Raw genomic sequence first — 18,323 nt, forward strand, 5'->3', positions numbered from 1 at the left:
AATCCAGCTTCGGGCGGACCAGAATTGAAGCTCGGCGGGGCCGCCATTGCGGCCGGACAGCTGGGACCTTGGGTGCCCATCGGGGCAGAAGCCACTACGAGCGGGTATGAGGTTGTCTGGAAGGTTGCAGGCGCCGATGAATATACAGCCTGGAACTTCGACGCGAGCGGAAACTTCGTCAGTTCTGCGATCGGCTATGTTTCCGGCACCAGCGCTGCGCTCGAAAGCCTTGAACCGATCCTACACCAGGACCTCAATGGCGACGGGACGATCGGGCTCGTCGGCACCACCATTGAAGCGTTCGGGTCGACCAGCCTGGTTCAGGTGGGGACCGGCTACGATCTCAATCCAGCTTCGGGCGGACCAGAATTGAAGCTCGGCGGGGCCGCCATTGCGGCCGGACAGCTGGGACCTTGGGTGCCGATCGCGGCAGAAGCCACTGCAAGTGGATACGAAGTTGTGTGGAAAGTGCCAGGTGCCGATCAGTTTACAGCTTGGGACTTCGATACCAGTGGGAATTTCGTCAGTTCTGCGATCGGCTACGTCAGTGGGGCGAGCGCTACGCTTGAGAGTCTTGAACCGATGTTTCATCAAGACCTCAACGGTGACGGTACCATAGGCGTGCACTCGGGGACAACGCAGCTCAGCTCGCAACCAGCGATGTCGATAGCTGAATACCGATATGTTTCGATGCCGTCCGAGCAGGGGTTCTTGTTCAGGGAAGATGAGAACGCTGCTGCCCTTGCAACAGTTTCATCCACTCAAGGCCCGACGGGCGACATCTCAGATTTCGGAGCGAATAAGATCTTTGTCTTCGGACCGGAATCAATTGCTGTTGGAGCTTCCTGGTCTTCCGAAGGCCCGTCTGCAGGCGTCGTGGGAATTCTCGTAGCAATAGACAGCAGCGCTCCGACCGACCTAGCAGCCATCGATCCATTGCACGACGCCAATGCTCTCCACTCTCATAACTCACCACAAGCGTTTGTGCACTCTGATGGATTCCATCTCGTCTAGGTCGTGGACTCAAACCGCATCCGGAGGCGGGTTGATGCGAGCAATACAGCAGAGAGGAAGTTGCGAGCGCTCTTATTGATCTGAGGCCGGAAAACTGGACCATTTTTGGCTAGAGTCTTGCGCTTGCCGAATCCCCTCGGCTGGGAGGAGCGGAAGACGATGAAAGCCTCGAAGTTTTCGGACGCCCAGAAGGCGTTCATTCTGAAGCAGGGCAATGACGGCGTGCCGGTCGCCGAGATCTGCCGCAAGGCCGGGATCAGCCCGGCGACCTATTTCAATTGGAAGAAGAAGTATGACGGGCTGCTGCCGACCGAGATGCGTCGGCTGAAGCAGCTCGAGGACGAGAACGGCAAGCTGAGAAAGCTGGTCGCTGATCTGTCGCTCGACAAGGAGATGCTGCAGGACGTAATCCGCCGAAAGCTGTGAAGCCTGGTCGGAAGCGCAAGCTCGTCGACGAGGTCTGTGGCGAGTGGCAGGTATCGATCCGCAGGGCCTGCGACGCCCTCGAATTCGACAGGTCGACCTACCACTACAGATCCCGTCGCTCCGACCAGGCCGCCCTCGAACAACGGATCAGGGAGATCTGTCAGGTTCGCGTCCGCTACGGTTATCGCCGCATTCACGTCGTGCTTCGTCGCGAAGGATGGCGCCACGGGCAGAACAAGACGCGGCGGGTCTATCGCGAGTTGGGCCTGCAACTACGCAACAAGACGCCGAAGCGCCGGGTCAAGGCCAAGCTGCGGGACGATCGCAGGCCGGCGACGCGATCGAACGAGACCTGGGCGATGGACTTCGTCCACGATCAGTTGGCAACCGGACGTAAGCTTCGGGTGCTCACGATCGTCGACATCTTCTCCCGATTCTCGCCAGCGCTGACACCGCGGTTCACTTTCCGCGGCACCGATGTCGTGGAGATACTGGAAGGAGTCTGCAATGAAGTGGGATTCCCGGCGACGATCCGCGTCGATCAGGGCACCGAGTTCGTGTCGCGCGACCTCGACGTCTGGGCCTATCAGCGCGGCGTGACGCTGGACTTCTCCCGTCCGGGGAAGCCGACCGATAATGCCTTCATCGAGGCGTTCAACGGACGCTTCCGGGAGGAATGCCTCAACGCCCATTGGTTCCTGAGCCTTGCCGACGCCCAGGAAAAAGTGGAGAATTGGCGCAGGTACTACAACGAAGAGCGGCCCCATGGCGCGATCGGCAACAAACCGCCGATCCTGCTGCAGAACCACGATGGCGCAACCAGCCCGCCGCCGTGATCAGAGGCGCAAAACTCTAGTTCTGGGTGGTCCAAAGTTCGGCCTCACTGCAAACCCAACAGGACTCTAAATGTTACTGGATGAAACTTCGGTGGCAGATCATGAGGCTTCGCGAAGCCGTAGGACTAGTCCTGGAGCTAGTCCTATGGCCAAAGCGGAAGTGGAAGTGATCACGTCGGAGCGGCGACGGCGGCATTGGTCGCGGGCCGACAAGGAGCGCATCGTCGCTGCAGCGTTGCAGCCGGGTGCGACGATCCTGGGCGTGGCGCGCGCGTTTGGCGTGCATTCCAGCCAGGTGTTTCGCTGGCGCCAGCAGCTGTGCGGAAAGGAGACTGCCGTGCCCGGCTTCGCCGCTGTGACGATTGCAGCCAATCCCGATCTTCACGGTAAGCGTCGTTCTGCCCCCACCTTTCAGCTGACGGCTTGGTCTGCCAGGTCTGCGGTCCGTTTTGGATCGTAAAGCTTAGAATGGATACTGAGCGTAATGCTATCACGGAGCCGGTGCGTCGGCTCGAAGTGTTCACGGGCAGAGGTCGGCGCCGTCGCTGGAGCGACGAAGACAAGGCCCGGATTTGTTGCAGAGACAGTGGGCGAGCCGGTCTGCGCGGTGGCGCGGCGCCATGGATTGTTGCCACAGCAGGTATTTGGCTGGCGCCGGCAATTGAGAGATGCGGCTGACAGCCGGGGGAGCGAAGTTGAGTTCGTGCCTGCAGTGATCGCCGCTGGAACGTCGGCATCTGACCGACAACGGAGCGCGGCGTCCTGAGCCGATTTTGATGTCGGAGGGATCACGCTCGAGGTCGACGGGGTCACGATCAGGGCCGGCCGCGGTGCGGATGCGGCGATGATTGCGGCCATCGTCCGTGCGCTGAAGGCGAACCGGTGATCGGCCCGTCCGGAACAATCCGGGTGGTGGTGGCGACGAGGCCGGTCGACTTCCGCAAGGGAATGGAGGGCTTGCTGCGTTGGTGCGCGAGCACATGAACGCAGATCCGTTCACAGGCACTGTCTATGTGTTCCGCGCCAAGCGGGCGGATCGGATCAAGCTGATCTTCTGGGATGGAACGGGTTTGTGCCTGTTCGCAAAGCGCCTGGAGCAAGGAGCGTTCCGCTGGCCGAAGATCGAGGACGGCGTGATGCGCCTGTCCGCGGCGCAGTTGTCGGCACTGCTCGAAGGCCTGGACTGGCGGCTGGTCCACGAGGCGCGGCAGACCGTAGCGCCGACCCAAGCCGGATAATCGTTGGCATCGCTGCGGCGAAGTGAATCAGGGGCATCGAGCACGTCGCCAGGCGGGGGCGAATATGCTCTGATTTACCGGTGAGGGATAACCTTCCTGATGATCCCGAGACGTTGAAGGCAATGCTGCTGGCCGAGCGGCACGAGAGCCAGCGGCTGCGTCAGATCATCAAGGAGCTGCAACGCCATCGTTTTGGCCGGAAGGCCGAGACGCTTCCTGAAGAGCAGATGCTGCTGGGTCTTGAGGATGTCCAGCAGGACGAGGCCTTCAGAGAGGCTGGCCTGGACGAGACCGCGGCGGAAGGCCGAGCGGTGCGCGCACGTAAGCGCCGCAACAATCGCGGCGCACTGCCGGCACATTTGCCGCGGGTCGAGATCGTTGTCGACCTCGACGACAAGAGCTGTCCGTGCTGCAAGGGTGACCTGCACCAGATCGGTGAGGACAAGAGCGAGCGGCTGGACTTGGTGCCGGCGCAGTTCCGCGTGATCATCACCCGCCGTCCCAGATACGCCTGCCGAGCCTGCGAAGATGGCGTCATGCAGGCCGAGGCTCCGGCCCGATTGATCGAGGGCGGGCTGCCGACCGAAGCAACCGTCGCCCATGTGCTGGTGTCCAAATATGCGGATCACCTGCCGCTCTACCGACAGGCCCAGATCCATGCCCGCCAGGGCATCCATCTCGACCGCTCGACGCTCGCGGACTGGGTCGGGCACGCGGCCTTCCATCTTCGCCCGCTGCATGAGCGTCTTCTCGCGGGGCTTCGATCAAGGTCCAAGCTGTTCGCCGACGAGACGACGGTGCCGGTGCTCGATCCCGGTCGGGGCCGCACCAAGACCGGTCAGCTCTGGGCCTATGCCGCGGACGACAGGCCCTGGGGTGGGCTCGATCCCCCCGGCATCGCCTACGTCTACGCACCCGACCGCAAAGCCGAGCGGCTGTTCAGCCACCTTGCTGGATTCACCTGTTCGTGTTCCGCGGCCGCAGCGGCGGGCTGATCAAGGTGCTGTGGCACGACGGCCAGGGCATGTGCCTGTTCGCCAAGCGGCTGGAGCGCGGCCGCTTCATCTGGCCACAGGCGGTGGACGGCGCGGTGACGATCACGCCGGCCCAGCTCGGCTATCTGCTCGAAGGCATCGACTGGCGGCATCCGCAGCGGACGTGGCGCCCGGAAGCTGTTGGTTGAGCGCTCGAACGTCACGGCACTGATGCGTGCCGGGCGGAGCTGTGATTCCATCCCTGTCGATGATCACAGCCGATTCGCTCCCCGATGATGTCGCGACGCTGAAGGCGTTGGTGCTCGCCGGCCAGGCGGCGCAGCTCGCGGCGGAAGCCAAGGCGCGCAATCTCGAAGCCGAAGTCCGAGCCCGCACGCTGCTGATCGAGCAGATGAAGTTCACGATCGCCAAGCTCAAGCACGAGCAATATGGGCCGTCGTCGGAGCGCGCCTCGGGGCTCGAACAGCTCGAGCTTGAACTCGCCGATCTCGAGGAGGATGCGTCGGAGGCCGAAGCCGAGGCGCATCTGGCAGCCGAGCGGGCCAAGGCTGCCAAGGTCGATGTCCGTCCTTTCGAGCGCCGGCGCCCGGCACGGCGGCCGTTGCCCGAGCACCTGCCGCGGGAGCGCATCGTTCATCCGGCCCCGACCAATTGCGCCTGCTGCGGTGGCGACAGGTTGTGCAAGATCGGCGAGGACATGACGGAGACGCTGGAGCTCGTGCCGCGGCAGTGGAAGGTGATCCAGCATGTGCGCGAGAAGTTCTCGTGCCGCGCCTGCGAGGCGATCAGCCAGCCGCCAGCGCCGTTCCATCCGATCTCTCGGGGACGTGCCGGGCCGCGCCTGTTGGCGCACATCCTGTTCGCCAAATACGGGCTGCATTTGCCGCTCAACCGGCAGAGCACGACGTATGCGCATGAGGGCATCGCGCTCGATGTCTCCACACTCGCGGACTGGGTCGGCGCGGCGGCTGCGACCTTGATGCCGCTGGTCGAGGCGATCAAGGCGCATGTCCTCGCTGCCGAGCGCATCCATGCCGACGACACCACCGTGCCGGTTCTGGCCAAGGGCAAGACGCGCACCGGGCGCGTGTGGATCTATGTCCGCGACGATCGTCCTTTCGCCGGCCACGCGCCGCCGGCCGCCGTGTTCTTTTATTCGCCCGACCGCTCCGGCACCCATCCAGAGGCGCATCTTGCGACCTATGCCGGACCCATGCAGGCCGATGCCTATGCCGGCTTCAATCGGCTCTACGAGGCCTCGCGCAAGCCGGGGCCGATCACCGAGGTCGGCTGCTGGGCGCATGCACGGCGCAAGCTGTTCGAGATCGCGCGGCTGAAGAAGGCGCCGATCGCGATCGAGGCCATCAAGCAGATCGATGCGCTGTTTGCGATCGAGCGCGAGATCAATGGCCTGCCGCAGCACGAGCGCAAAGCCGCGCGCCATGCGCGCAGTCGCTCGCTCGTCGATGAGCTTCACACCTTCCTGCGCGAGCGCCGCGCCAAGCTCTCCGGCAAGAGCGAGACCGCCAAGGCGATCGACTACAGCCTCAAGCGCTGGGAGGTGTTCACGCGATTCATCGACGATGGCCGGCTGTGCATGACCAACAACGCGGCCGAACGCGAGCTGCGCGCCGTGGCTGTCGGCCGCAAGAACTGGACCTTCGCCGGCTCCGACGATGGCGGCCGCCGTGCCGCTGCCATCTACACCCTGGTCCAGACCGCCAGGCTCAACGACGTCGACCCGCAAGCATGGCTTGCCGACGTCCTCGCCAGGCTGCCCGATCATCCGGCCAGCAGGATCACCGACCTGCTGCCCTGGAGCTGGAAGCACACCGCTATCCCTGCCGCTCCCTGATCGCTCCGATCAATCGTCCATCCGCGCGGGCCGCTCCGCCTGTGGTCTTCACCGGATGCGTGCGGATGTGAGCGCGCCCGCCACGGCTTTCGACCAGATCGATGACGGCTCGGGCATCGTAACCGCGATCGGCGACCAGATCGCGCCCTGGCTCGACCGCTTCGATGAGGGGCGGCGCCACGGTCTTGTCCGATGACTGGCCCTGCGACAGCATAATGCGCACCGGCATGCCGGCCTGATCGACGATGGCGTTGATTTTGGTGCTCAGTCCTCCACGAGAACGGCCGATGGCGTTATCCGGGCCCCCTTTTTACCACCGGCGGCGTGCTGGTGAGCGCGGATGATCGAGGAGTCGATTAACTGCAATGACTGTGGAGACTTCGCTGCCAAGGCCTCAAATATCTGCAGCCAGATGCCCTTCTTGGCCCATCGATTAAAGCGATTGATTGTAGGCTGTTGTGTAAGGGCCATAGCGCTCAGGCAGATCGCGCCACGGCGTGCCAGTGCGCAAGACGAAGAAGATGCCGTTGAGCACCTTGCGGTCATCCGGCCGCGGCCGGCCGTTCTTCTTGCCCTCCGCTCCAGGCAACAGCGGCGCAATGATTGTCCACTCCGTGTCTGAAAGGTCGAAGCGAGCCATCGGGACCTCCTCTTTGGGGAAGCCTCGAATCACTCCGCCCCGTCACCCGCAAGGGGTTTGAGTACAGCACCTAGGAGCTGCTCTTTCGGCAGAACCGCCAAGCCGCATCAACAGCGAATGTCGTCAAGAAAATCGTCCAAGCCAGTCCGACAACGATTGCCACTATCCAAAGGATGATCGGCCACCAAAACGCCAAAAACATCACATTCAGGCAGAATAATACGGTGTTCAGGAACAGGGCGGATTTGACGAAAGTTAGATCCTGACGTCTCTCAAGTTCGAGCCTAAGGACGGCTGCCTTGATCTCGAGCCAGTCATGTCCAGCCGTACCAGATGTGATTTCAGAGATATCTTTCAAGGTAAGTCTCCGACTCTGGCAAAATACGGAGGCCAATAGCTATTCTCGGCACGTTGCGCATCAACCGGATCCGATCGCGATTCATGGCTAATCGCTGGTAGCTTTTCCTATCCGCCTAACGGTCAAGATCACCAGGTTTTCCGGTTTTCCGAGCGAAACGGAAGGTGAACAGCGCATGGTTGAGAAGACGGTGGGCTGATGTGGATCGCCATCCTGCATTTCCCTGGCAGTCCGACAAAAAGGTGTCAATCGGCATTTATCACCGTGCCCAGCTTAGGCCCAACGTCGACGAGGATCGCCGGTCGACCTCCTTAAGGTAGCCGCACAAGCGCGAGACGAGCAGAGCATTCACCTGGCGAACGCAGCCAACGATTTCCGGTCGCTTACGAGAACTTCGGGTCCGGGACTCGCAACAGCATACGTCCGAACGACCTGAACAGAGACTGAGCGGGCCTTTCGAACCAAACGAAGCAAGCTCTCGATACCAGGACGGCAGAGGCTACACCCACGATCACCCAGAGGACGGGCAGCGGAAATCCCAAATGCGCCGTCGATCGCGAGATCGCCCAAATGACCGGGTCATGCAGCAGGTAAAGCGAATAGCTTGCCTGCCCGCCCCAAACCATGAGCGGTAGGCTCATGAGTCGCGCGGCCCAAGATTTGTCGGTCGAGGCCGCGAGACATATGCCCGCGAACAGGATCACGCATGCCGATGTGTCGACCATGGCGAACAGCGATCGAATCTGTTCAAGAGCCACGATCCCGATCACGCATAGCGCAAAAATAACATCCGCCCATACCCGAGGCGGGCGCCCTCCCAGAAGAACCAACTGAGCTGCCGCGACGCCGATAAGGAAGGACGGCAGCCTCATCAGGGGCGAATGATAACCCAGCCAGAACAGGAAGGATGATCCGCTTGACTGATCGACCTTCGCGTAGGTGACGCCCAAATTGAGGATCAGATCGCTATATTTCACGAATCCCAGCGCCATAACCGCGCCGATGGCACCGATTCCGAGTAGCGCCGTCACGGCACCCCATCTGCTCAGCCTGTTTGCGGCAGGCGCAATGAATGGATAGGCAACATAGAAGAGCGCCTCGGTCGCGAGGGACCACATCACCCCCAGAAGCGGATTGGAGAGCGCACTAAAGATATACCGTGTGTCATCGACTCGCCAAAACCACCAGGTGGTGGTGAAGGTCAGGAAAAAAGGTGTCGATCTCGCCAGCGGCGTGGTGTCTTGCTTTGCTGCAAGCTCATACAGAAATCCGACCACGAAGACGATCAGGAACAGCGGATACAGTCTGGACCAGCGCGCAACGAAAAAATCTCGTAAGCCACCTGGCCGCTGCACGCTATGCCGGTAGTTCCAGTGAATAACGAAGCCGCTGAGGACAAAGAACAATGTCATCCCGACATTTGCCAGATGCGTCAGCATCCAAACGGCAAGCGTCATGTTGTCCCAATCGCCCGGCGGATGGATCTGGTAAGTGGCGTGCGAAACCATCACGGCACAGGCCGCGACGAAACGGACGCCGTCAAGGGCAGCCACATGGCGGGGAACGACCGGCAAACCGAGCCCCGGAGTTGTGAAGGATGAGGCGGGACCTGGGGACTTCAAAATGCGATCCTGTCACAACAAGTGGTTAATTGGACCAAGAGACGCTACCCGCATCGGTTGATATGCTGCGAGGAGAGGCGGTCGTCATAATGCCCTTGGGGCCAATTGAGCCTGATGCTCAGATTCCGAATTCCCGCTTTGCGCCAGACTTGTTGCAAGTTTCGGGATCGGAATACTAAAAATGCGGATGGTTCAGAACTTCTGCTGTTGGTGCGTCGCCGCGAGATCAGGGCGAATTTCTGAAGCTTCTTGCTACGGCTGCTTTTTTTTGACGATAGCTGCTGCAGCCGAATGCGAGCAACAATTCATCGTGTACTCCACTCTTGATATTCGCGCCACACTTCGGCCGGAGTACCGTCCACGCGAATCGCGCCCTTCTCCAGCCAGATCGCCCGGGTGCAATTGTTCTTCACAATCTCTTCGGAATGCGACGCAATAAACAGAATACCAGTTCGGCCTAGCAGGTCCTGCAGGCGTGCCTGAGCCTTCTTCATGAACGAGGCGTCGCCGGCTCCGATCCATTCGTCCATCAGCAGAATGTCGGGGGTAATCGAAGTCGATATCGCGAAGGCGAGTCGTAGCATCATGCCGCTGGAGTAGGTGCGGATGGGCATTTCCAGGAAATCACCTAGCTCGGTCACTTCGGCAATGCCGTCGATCTGATGGGCGATTTCCTCGGAACTCAACCCGAGCAGCATGCACCGGATCCGAATGTTTTCGTAGCCGCTGGCTTCCAAATCCATTCCCAACGTTAGATCGATCAGCGAGGCAACCCGGCCGCAGACAGTGATAGAACCGCGGACCGGCTCGTAAACGCCCGATACGGCGCGCAGCATGGTCGACTTTCCCGCGCCGTTGTGACCAATCAACCCGATCCGTTCGCCGTGCTCGGCCATCAGCGACACATCATTGACCGATGACACGACGATGCGCTGATCGGACCCAACGCCAATCCGGCCGCCGGTCGTGTATTGCAACATGGAGCGCTTGACCGAACGCCCATGCGCCGAATAGATCGGAAACTCGATGGAGACGTGCTCGAACGTCACAGAACTCGGAAAGCGCGCAGAACTGCCGGGTCTCAACATGAAACTGTCCTAGAGCCAGTAAGCGATACGGCCTCGCGTCCGCGCATAGAAACGGAACGTCAGCAGTGATCCCATGACGAAAATCAGGATGAGAGCGAGGTAGGCATGACCGGGAGGAAAGCTCCCGAGCAGCGGTGACCGCACCGCCTCCATCAAGTAGTAGAATGGGTTGAGCTGAACGAACAGACTTAGATGCGACGGCAACGTTTCGGGCCGGTACATGACCGGCGTGACAAAGAACAGGATCTGCAAGATGTTTCCGATGATCGGCGGCAAATCGCGGAAGCGGGTGCACAACACCGCGATCACGATCGCTCCCCAGGCGAAGTTCAATAGCATCAGGGCAAGTCCGGGAATGATCAACAGCAGATGCCAGTTCAACAGCGACGGCTGCCAGACGTAAAGAAACAACATTACCACAATATTGTGCGCATTGATGATGAAGTTCCGGAAGATCGTGCGGAAGATGTGTAGGGAGATCGGCAGGCCCCCTTGTTTGATCAGCCCTTCGGCCTGTACGAACGCCGTCGTACTGTCGTTAATAACGCCGGTGCAGAAGTTCCAAACGATGAAGCCGGCCGCCACGTACGGAAGAAATGAGCGAACATCCTGCTTGAACAGCCCCGCGTAAACAGTGCCGAGCGTCAGCACCAGGATGGACATACTGATCGTGATCCAAAACGGCCCGAGAACAGCGCGGCGATAGCGTTGCTTGACGTCCAACGAGGCCAGCGAAATCCACAGATGCCAGAGTCGAAATCCGGCCAGCAGATCATCGAGCGCTGCCGAACTCTGCGATCGCCCAGCGCCGAAATAAGTCACCCGACGAATATCGCGTTCCGCAATGGGCTTGTCAATTGGTCGGTCCAAACCTGCCGTCGTCATGCCCACCGCGCTTTTTGCCCTTTATCGTGCGGGGGGTCTATAGGCCATTTCTCATGGAGGGGCAACCAGGGTTCAGGAGCCTTGAAAAGACTGATTTCTTTTGTCTTTCGAGCGCTGATCTAAATCGAAGGGCAGCGGGGAGAATCGGGTTGAGCCCGACATCGAAACCTCGCCCAATGGATCGGCGAAGTTGACAGTCGATGCGGGGGCGACTTGCAGTTCTGCCGGCGGTTCGGTGCAACAAAAGTGCGCACTCACGGAAGGGGATTCAGGTGCAAGGTCGCATTGCCACGAGGCGTCTACAGGCTGTCCCGTGATCGGTTAGGTCATGCTGCCGGGCGCACCGACTCGGCGGTTGGATCACTGACCCGTATTGGACGGGCACCGCTTTGATCTTTGTGGATCCGGTGACGCTTGGATCGGGCGGGCTCCTGTTCCGTCGAGTTGAGGCAAGAAAAGATCTCGCTTTCAGCTCATTAACTCCAAATCTTTCGCTGCCCTACGAGAAATTCGGACGCTCGTATGGCGAGCAGTGGTGTTTGGTGCTTCTATCTGCTGCTGAGTTGGGCTATGCGATGTTGACAGCAGCGCGCTGGCGCCGCAGGGACTTGGCGCCGTGCGGGTTGCGTCGGCCGGTGGAGACGGTTTCTTGACTCAGTTGATTGATACGGACCAGGTTGAACAGGCTAGCCAGGCGATTCGGGCGGCCTGTGAGTCTGGGCAGACCCTTGCCTTTGTGTCCGGTAACTTCAACGTCGTGCACCCAGGACATTTGCGGCTTTTGAAGTTCGCTGCCGAGCAGGCCGATGTTCTCATTGTGGGGGTCAATCCCGATTCTGCACCCGGCGTGACGTTGGCGCAGGAAATGCGCCTTGAAAACGTGCGCTCGATCTCGTTTGTGCATCATGTCGTGCGCTTGACGACCGAGGCGATGACATTCATCCGCCAGCTCCAGCCGTCCGTTGTCGTAAAGGGCAAGGAGTTCGAGGATCGCGCCAATCCCGAGCAGGAGGCCGTGGACGCCTATGGCGGGCGGCTGATCTTCTCGTCCGGTGAATTGCGCTTTGCGTCGCTGTCGCTGCTGGAACGCGACGCCAACATCGACATCTCCACGGTCCGCAAGCCGCAGGAATTTCCCAGGCGCCACGGCTTCGAGATCGCGAATCTGAAGGATCTGCTCCGCAAGCTCTCCGGCATGCGGGTCGCCGTCATCGGCGACCTGATCGTCGACGAATATGTCACCTGCGATGCGGTCGGCATGTCCCAGGAGGACCCGACCATCGTCGTGACGCCGCTGATGACCCGCACCTTCGTCGGCGGCGCGGGTGCGGTTGCGGCGCATGCGCACGGGCTTGGCGCCGATGTGAAATTCTTCACCCTGGTCGGCGACGACGAAGCGGCGCGGTTCGCCCGCAACACGCTCGAACAGCATGGCGTCAACTTCAACGCCTTCACCGACCAGAGCCGGCCGACCACGCGCAAGCAGCGTTTTCGCGCGCTCAACAAGACGCTGCTGCGGGTCAATCACCTGCGCCAGCACGCGTCGGATGCCGACCTGCAGCGGCAGATGCTGACCTCGGTCGAGCGCGCCTTGAAGACCTGCGATCTGCTGCTGTTCTCCTGCTTCAACTACGGCTGCCTGCCGCAGGATCTGGTCGACGCGATCGCCGATCGCGCCCGCGCCCAGGGCGTGATGATGGCGGCCGACAGCCAGGTGTCGTCGCAGACCGGCGACGTCTCCCGCTTCAAGGGCATGACCCTGCTGACGCCGACCGAGCGCGAGGCGCGCGTCGCACTGAACGACTTCATTTCGGGTCTCGCCGTCATCAGCGAGCGGCTGGTCGAACGGGCCCGCACCAAGAACCTCGTGATCACGCTCGGCGCCGAGGGCGCGCTGATCAACACCATGGCGGACGGCACCTTCACCTCGGACCGCCTGCCGGCGTTCAATCCATCCCCGAAGGACGTGTCCGGTGCCGGCGACAGCTTCTTCATGGCCTGCTCGATGGGCCTGCGCGCGGGCGCCGATATCTGGCAGGCCTCCTATCTCGGATCGCTGGCGGCCGCCCTCCAGGTTTCCCGCGTCGGCAACCTGCCGTTGACGACGGCAGAGCTGGTGCGCGAAATCGACGAGGCTGGCTTCAGCCACGAGTGACGGATGCTCTGATGCGCGCGCTCCTTCTTGCGGCCGGAATCGGCAGCCGGTTGCGACCTTTGACGAACACCACGCCAAAATGCCTGGTTACGGTGCACGATCGTCCGCTGCTCGACTATTGGCTCGATCTGGTCTTCGAGGGCGGCATCGAACGCGCGTTGCTCAATACCCATTGGCTTGCGGATCAGGTCCGCGCCCACGTGGCGCAGTCGCCCTGGCGCTCCCGCATCGATCTTGTTCACGAGGATAAGTTGCTCGGGACCGGCGGCACCGTGATTGCCAACCGGGAATGGTTCGGGAGCCGTCCGTTTCTGGTCGCCCACGCCGACAACCTGACCGACTTTGACGTGGCAGGCCTGATCGCGGCGCACGACAAACGGCCGGCCGGCTGCATCATGTCGATGCTCGCGTTCCGGACCGACGACCCGAGCTCTTGCGGCATTCTGGAATTGGACTGCCAGAACAGGGTGATCGCCTTTCACGAAAAAGTCCCGAACCCGCCTGGGAACCTCGCCAATGGCGCGGTCTATATTTTCGAACCCGAGGTGATCGACGATATTGCAGCACTCGGAAAAGCCGTCGTCGATCTCTCCACCGAGATCATCCCGAACTATTTGGGACGAATTTTATGCGTGGAAACTGCAGGTTATCACCGGGATATCGGCAACCCGGAAAGCTTGCGCCGGGCGCATTTGGAGTTTAAGCACAAGCCGCGCCATAGTGGGGGCGGTTGAGGGCGGCTGTCGTCGCTGGGGCCGATCGCGTTTTCCTGCCATAGTCGACAGATGCGCCCAAGGCCAGATCGGGTGAGCAACAGGCGAGCCACGGGGATTGCTCAGATGAAGATATTCGTGACTGGAGCGTGCGGCTACAAGGGCAGCGTGCTCGTGCCGAAGCTCTTGAAGGCCGGCCACAAGGTCGTTGCATTCGACATCATGTGGTTCGGCAACTTCCTCGAGCCGCATCCGGATCTCACCGTCGTCCAGGGCGACGTCCGCAATCCCGACGCCATCGACCTGACCGGGGTCGACGCCATCATTCATCTCTCCAGCGTCGCCAATGATCCCTGCGGCGATCTCGACCCGAAGCTGACCTGGGAGATCTCCTGCCTCGCCACGATGCAGCTCGCCGATCGCGCCTATCGCCACGGCATCAAGCGATTCATCTACGCCTCCTCCGGCAGCGTCTACGGCGTCAAGGAAGAGGAGCAGGTCACCGAGGATCTCGAGCTGCTGCCGATCTCCGAGTACAACAAGACTAAGATGTGCGGCGAGCGCATCGTGCTGTCCTACAAGGACGACATGGTGGTGCAGATCGTGCGCCCCGCGACCGTCTGCGGCTACTCTCCGCGCCAGCGGCTCGACGTCTCCGTCAACATGCTGACGATGCAGGCGCTGATGAACGGCCGCATCACCGTGTTCGGCGGCGACCAGACTCGCCCGAACATTCACATCGACGACATCACCGATCTCTATCTCTTCCTGCTCGATCATCCTGAGCACACCGGGATCTACAATGCCGGCTTCGAGAACATCTCGATCCTCGACATCGCCAGGCTCGTCACCAAGCACGTGCCGGCCGAGGTCATCGTGACGCCCTCGAACGACCCGCGCAGCTATCGCGTCAACTCCGATCGCCTGCTCGCGACCGGCTTCCGGCCGAAGAAGACGGTGGAGGACGCGATCAAGGAAATCATCGGCATGTACTCGCAAGGCCAGCTCAAGAACGACGACCGCTGGTACAATCTGAAATGGATGGAGAAGGAGGTCGTGAAATGAACGTCCTGGCCTTCAAGACCCCCGGCAGCCTGTTCGCCGACTACACCAGCCGCTTCAGCACCGTGCTGAAGGATTTCGACTGGAGCCCGGTCGAGAAGCTCGCCTATGATCTGCGCGACTGCTGGCAGACCGGACGGCAGGTGTTCTTCTGCGGCAATGGCGGCAGTGGCGGCAACGCCAACCACCTCGCCAACGATTTCCTCTACGCGCTGTCGAAGACGCCGGGCTCAGGCCTGCGCGTGCACTCGCTGTCGTCGAACCCGTCCGTGATCACCTGCCTCGCCAACGACGAAGGCTATGACCAGGTGTTCTCGCTGCAACTCGCGGTGCTTGCGCGCAAGGGCGACGTGCTGATCACCTTCTCCGGCTCCGGCAACTCGCCGAACATCCTGAAGGCGCTCGAAGAGGGCAAGAAGATCGGCATGACCAGCTATGCCGTGCTCGGCTTCACCGGCGGCAAGGCCAAGGCGCTCGCCGACGTGCCGATCCACTTCGCGGTCGACGACATGCAGATCGCCGAGGACGCGCAGATGGTGATCGGCCACATGATCATGCAGTGGCTGTACGCCCAGCGCGGCGACATCATCACGACGCGCGAGGTCTGACGGGCAAGGACGATGGCTGCGAACGAAAAGTACCTGATCCTCGGCTCGAACTCGTTTTCGGGCGCAACCTTCGTCGACTTCCTGGCTGCGGCCGGTCACGACGTGATCGCGACCAGCCGCTCGGACGAGCCGCATGACGCGTTCCTGCCGTACAAATGGCAGAAGCGGGCCGGCAAGGTCCGCTTCCAGCGCGTCGACCTCAACCACGATCTTGATGCGCTGAAGGCGCTGCTGGCAGCCGAGCGGCCGACCCACGTCGTGAATTTCGCGGCCCAGAGCATGGTCGGCGAGAGCTGGCTGTACCCGGACCATTGGATGATGACCAACGTCGTCTCCGCCGTCCGGCTGCACGACATCCTGCGCAACTATGACGGCCTCGACCGCTACGTCCATGTGACGACGCCGGAGGTCTACGGCTCGACCGAGGGCTGGGTGCGCGAGGATGCGCCGTTCAACCCGTCGACGCCCTACGCGGTGTCGCGCGCCGCCGGCGACATGAGCCTGCGGACCTATTTCGCCAACTACCAGTTCCCGGTGGTCTTCACGCGCGCCGCCAACGTGTACGGTCCGGGTCAGCAGCTCTACCGCATCGTGCCGCGCACCATCGTGGCCGCGATGACCGGGCAGAAGCTCCGGCTGGACGGCGGCGGCAAGTCGATCCGCGTCTTCATCCACATGACCGACGTGTCGGATGCGACCGTGAAGATTGGCCGCAGCGGCAAGCTCGGCGAGACCTACCACATCTCCGGCTACGAGCTGGTCTCGATCCGCACCCTGGTCGAGATGATCCTGGCCCGTCTCGGCAAGTCGTTCGAGGACTGCGTCGAGATCGGCCCGGAGCGTCCGGGCAAGGACACGGCGTATACGCTCGACAGCTTCAAGCTGCGCACCGAGCTCGGCTGGCGCGACACCTTCTCGCTGGAACAGGGCATCGACGACGTCATCGCCTGGGCGCGGCGCTTCGAGGATGTCATGGCCAAGCTGCCGACCAAGTACGAACATAAACCCTGATCGACCCCTGCGCTTCCCGGTGAAGCGCGACTGGAGAGCACGATGAACGTGGCAGTCCGGAGCACAGCGGCCAAGCCTGACGCAGCCGCCCTGAAGGCGCAGGCGGCGAAGCTGCGCGGCAAGATCATCGAGATGTCGCACAAGGCCCAGGCCGCACACTTGGCCTCGTCGCTGTCCTGCGCCGATGCGATGACCGCAGCCTATTGGCATGTGCTCAATATCGACCCGAAAAACCCGACCGATCCGCTGCGCGACCGCTTCATCCTCTCCAAGGGCCACGCCGCCGCAGCGCTGTTCGCGACCTTGGCGATGAAGGGCTACTTCCCGATCGAGGAACTCGACACCTACTGCCAGGACGGCGGCCGTCTCGCCGAGCATCCGCCGGCGAACCTGCTGCCCGGCGTCGAGGCTGCGACCGGCTCGCTCGGCCACGGGCTGCCGCTCGGCTGCGGCATGGCGCTTGCCGGTCGAATCAAGGGCGAGAGTTTTCGCGTGTTCGCCCTTCTCTCGGACGGCGAGAACAATGAGGGCTCGGTTTGGGAGGCCGCGATGTTCGCCGCCGCCCAGAAGCTGGAGAACGTCTGCGTCGTCGTCGACTACAACAAGTGGCAGGCGACCGCGCGCTCCAACGAAACCCTGATGCTGGCGCCGCTGCGCGACAAATGGGCCGCCTTCGGCTGGGACGCCCACGAGATCGACGGCCATGACGTCGGCGCGCTGGCGGAAGCCATGCAGAACATCCCGAACGGCTCGGGCAAGCCGGTGGCGCTGATCGCCCACACCGTAAAGGGCAAGGGCGTGTCGTTCATGGAAGACGACAACAACTGGCATTATCGCGCCCCCACCGCAGACGAAGTGACGAAGGCGTTCAAGGAGCTCGGCCTGTCATGAGAAACGCGTTCGCTGACGAACTGACCAAGCTCGGTAACGAGGACAGCCGCGTCGTCATGCTCTCGGGCGACATCGGCAACCGCCTGTTCGACAAGTTCAAGGACAAGCATCCGAGCCGCTTCTTCAACTGCGGCGTTGCGGAAGCCAACATGATGGGCGTCGCCGCCGGCATGGCCATGAACGGCCTGCGCCCGGTCGCCTATACGATCACCCCGTTCGTGACGACGCGCTGCCTGGAGCAGATCCGCACCGACGTCTGCTATCACGAAGCCCCCGTGACGATCGTCGCGGTCGGCGCCGGCCTCGCCTATTCCGGCCTCGGCCCGACCCACCACGCCTGCGAGGACATCTCGTTCCTGCGCTCGATCCCGAACATGGTCGTGATCTGCCCGGGCGATGCCTTCGAGGTGCGCGGCGCCTTGCGCGCGGCGATGCAGCAGGACCGCCCGGTCTACATCCGCATGGGCAAGAAGGGTGAGCCCGTCGTTCACAAGGGCCCCCTCGCGGATTTCAAGATCGGCAAGGCGATCACGATCGAGGAAGGCTCCGACGTCTGCCTGCTCTCGACCGGCAACATGCTGCCGGAAGTCATTGAAGCCGCACACAGATTGAAGGAGAAGGGCATCTCCGCCGAGGTCGTCAGCTTCCACACCGTGAAGCCGCTGGATGAGGACAAGCTCAAGCAGGCTTTCAGCCGCTTCAAGCTGGTCGCGACCATCGAGGAGCATTCGTTGATCGGCGGCTTCGGCTCCGCCGTCTCCGAATGGCTCGCCGATACCGAGACGAAGCACCAGAAATTCCTGCGCTTCGGCACGCCGGACGCCTTCTTCAAGAAGTCCGGTGAGCAGGAATATGCCCGCGAGGTGCTGGGACTGACCGGCCACCAGATCGCGGACAAGATCATCCACGCGTTGAGCTGAGACATC

At 61.8% G+C, this 18,323-nt stretch carries 19 protein-coding genes and 2 pseudogenes; 15 read left to right on the plus strand and 6 right to left on the minus strand.

Annotated features, from left to right (window positions below; translation table 11 throughout):
- The 8 genes and pseudogenes from QW887_RS15800 to tnpC (QW887_RS15835) all read left to right on the plus strand — a co-directional run.
- A pseudogene (locus tag QW887_RS15800) lies at window positions 1-1,014 on the plus strand (hypothetical protein); the annotation flags it as partial.
- A gap of 159 nt (window positions 1,015-1,173) precedes the next feature.
- Window positions 1,174-2,276, plus strand: a protein-coding gene (locus tag QW887_RS15805; RefSeq protein WP_315705332.1) for an IS3 family transposase whose coding sequence is annotated in 2 segments (ribosomal slippage) — window positions 1,174-1,435 and window positions 1,435-2,276 — 1,104 coding nt in all. Because the reading frame shifts where the segments join, the coding sequence is not laid out codon by codon here.
- Window positions 2,277-2,421: 145 nt separating this feature from the next.
- Entirely contained in the window at window positions 2,422-2,736 is a 315-nt protein-coding gene (locus tag QW887_RS15810) for a transposase (protein WP_316175801.1), read from the plus strand.
- A gap of 24 nt (window positions 2,737-2,760) precedes the next feature.
- Entirely contained in the window at window positions 2,761-3,042 is a 282-nt protein-coding gene (locus QW887_RS34915) for a transposase (RefSeq protein WP_410051890.1), read from the plus strand.
- A 202-nt stretch (window positions 3,043-3,244) separates the two neighbouring features.
- The gene (gene tnpB, locus QW887_RS15820; protein ID WP_410051895.1) at window positions 3,245-3,514 is read left to right on the plus strand and encodes an IS66 family insertion sequence element accessory protein TnpB; all 270 of its coding nucleotides are present in this window, start codon (window positions 3,245-3,247) and stop codon (window positions 3,512-3,514) included.
- A 122-nt stretch (window positions 3,515-3,636) separates the two neighbouring features.
- Window positions 3,637-4,476, plus strand: a pseudogene (gene tnpC, locus QW887_RS15825) (IS66 family transposase); the annotation flags it as partial.
- Window positions 4,477-4,481: 5 nt separating this feature from the next.
- On the plus strand, window positions 4,482-4,697 hold the full coding sequence (gene tnpB, locus QW887_RS15830; RefSeq protein WP_410051889.1) for an IS66 family insertion sequence element accessory protein TnpB: 216 nt from the start codon (window positions 4,482-4,484) through the stop codon (window positions 4,695-4,697).
- Between the two features lie 59 nt (window positions 4,698-4,756).
- A complete protein-coding gene (gene tnpC, locus QW887_RS15835) occupies window positions 4,757-6,364 on the plus strand; it encodes an IS66 family transposase (protein ID WP_316167220.1) in 1,608 nt (535 codons plus the stop codon).
- Here the strand turns inward: tnpC (QW887_RS15835) and QW887_RS34920 are convergent.
- The 6 genes from QW887_RS34920 to QW887_RS15865 form a co-directional block, all read right to left on the minus strand.
- Window positions 6,345-6,593: a transposase gene (locus QW887_RS34920; protein WP_410052607.1), complete on the minus strand. Its 249-nt coding sequence runs from the start codon at window positions 6,591-6,593 to the stop codon at window positions 6,345-6,347. The two genes, tnpC (QW887_RS15835) and QW887_RS34920, sit on opposite strands and share 20 nt — an antisense overlap.
- Window positions 6,594-6,797: 204 nt before the next feature.
- Window positions 6,798-7,004 carry a transposase gene (locus tag QW887_RS15845; protein WP_316167219.1) on the minus strand — a complete coding sequence of 69 codons (207 nt, stop codon included), beginning with the start codon at window positions 7,002-7,004 and terminating at the stop codon, window positions 6,798-6,800.
- Between the two features lie 70 nt (window positions 7,005-7,074).
- Window positions 7,075-7,362 carry a hypothetical protein gene (locus tag QW887_RS15850; protein ID WP_316167218.1) on the minus strand — a complete coding sequence of 96 codons (288 nt, stop codon included), beginning with the start codon at window positions 7,360-7,362 and terminating at the stop codon, window positions 7,075-7,077.
- Between the two features lie 383 nt (window positions 7,363-7,745).
- The gene (locus tag QW887_RS15855; RefSeq protein ID WP_316167217.1) at window positions 7,746-8,936 is read right to left on the minus strand and encodes an acyltransferase; all 1,191 of its coding nucleotides are present in this window, start codon (window positions 8,934-8,936) and stop codon (window positions 7,746-7,748) included.
- 353 nt (window positions 8,937-9,289) lie between these two features.
- Complete coding sequence (locus QW887_RS15860; protein WP_316167216.1) at window positions 9,290-10,072, minus strand: ABC transporter ATP-binding protein; 783 nt, start codon at window positions 10,070-10,072, stop codon at window positions 9,290-9,292.
- A gap of 9 nt (window positions 10,073-10,081) precedes the next feature.
- Window positions 10,082-10,957 carry an ABC transporter permease gene (locus QW887_RS15865; RefSeq protein ID WP_316167215.1) on the minus strand — a complete coding sequence of 292 codons (876 nt, stop codon included), beginning with the start codon at window positions 10,955-10,957 and terminating at the stop codon, window positions 10,082-10,084.
- Window positions 10,958-11,606: 649 nt separating this feature from the next.
- Here QW887_RS15865 and QW887_RS15870 point away from each other — a divergent pair.
- From QW887_RS15870 to QW887_RS15900, 7 genes are all read left to right on the plus strand, one after another.
- Window positions 11,607-13,112, plus strand: a complete 1,506-nt coding sequence (locus QW887_RS15870) for a PfkB family carbohydrate kinase (protein ID WP_316167214.1) — start codon at window positions 11,607-11,609, stop codon at window positions 13,110-13,112.
- An 11-nt stretch (window positions 13,113-13,123) separates the two neighbouring features.
- Window positions 13,124-13,846, plus strand: a complete 723-nt coding sequence (locus QW887_RS15875) for a nucleotidyltransferase family protein (RefSeq protein ID WP_316167213.1) — start codon at window positions 13,124-13,126, stop codon at window positions 13,844-13,846.
- A gap of 105 nt (window positions 13,847-13,951) precedes the next feature.
- Window positions 13,952-14,890, plus strand: a complete 939-nt coding sequence (locus QW887_RS15880; RefSeq protein ID WP_315712796.1) for an SDR family oxidoreductase — start codon at window positions 13,952-13,954, stop codon at window positions 14,888-14,890.
- On the plus strand, window positions 14,887-15,495 hold the full coding sequence (locus tag QW887_RS15885) for an SIS domain-containing protein (RefSeq protein WP_006608947.1): 609 nt from the start codon (window positions 14,887-14,889) through the stop codon (window positions 15,493-15,495). Before QW887_RS15880 ends, QW887_RS15885 begins: the two co-directional genes overlap by 4 nt.
- Window positions 15,496-15,507: 12 nt before the next feature.
- Window positions 15,508-16,506, plus strand: a complete 999-nt coding sequence (locus tag QW887_RS15890) for an NAD-dependent epimerase/dehydratase family protein (protein WP_316187597.1) — start codon at window positions 15,508-15,510, stop codon at window positions 16,504-16,506.
- A 42-nt stretch (window positions 16,507-16,548) separates the two neighbouring features.
- Entirely contained in the window at window positions 16,549-17,397 is an 849-nt protein-coding gene (locus tag QW887_RS15895; RefSeq protein ID WP_315712801.1) for a transketolase, read from the plus strand.
- A complete protein-coding gene (locus QW887_RS15900; protein ID WP_316167208.1) occupies window positions 17,394-18,317 on the plus strand; it encodes a transketolase family protein in 924 nt (307 codons plus the stop codon). Before QW887_RS15895 ends, QW887_RS15900 begins: the two co-directional genes overlap by 4 nt.
- The last annotated feature ends 6 nt before the right edge of the window (window positions 18,318-18,323 follow it).

The sequence above is a fragment of the Bradyrhizobium sp. SZCCHNRI3052 genome, assembly GCF_032484895.1.
In the GTDB taxonomy this organism is placed as follows: Bacteria; Pseudomonadota; Alphaproteobacteria; order Rhizobiales; family Xanthobacteraceae; genus Bradyrhizobium.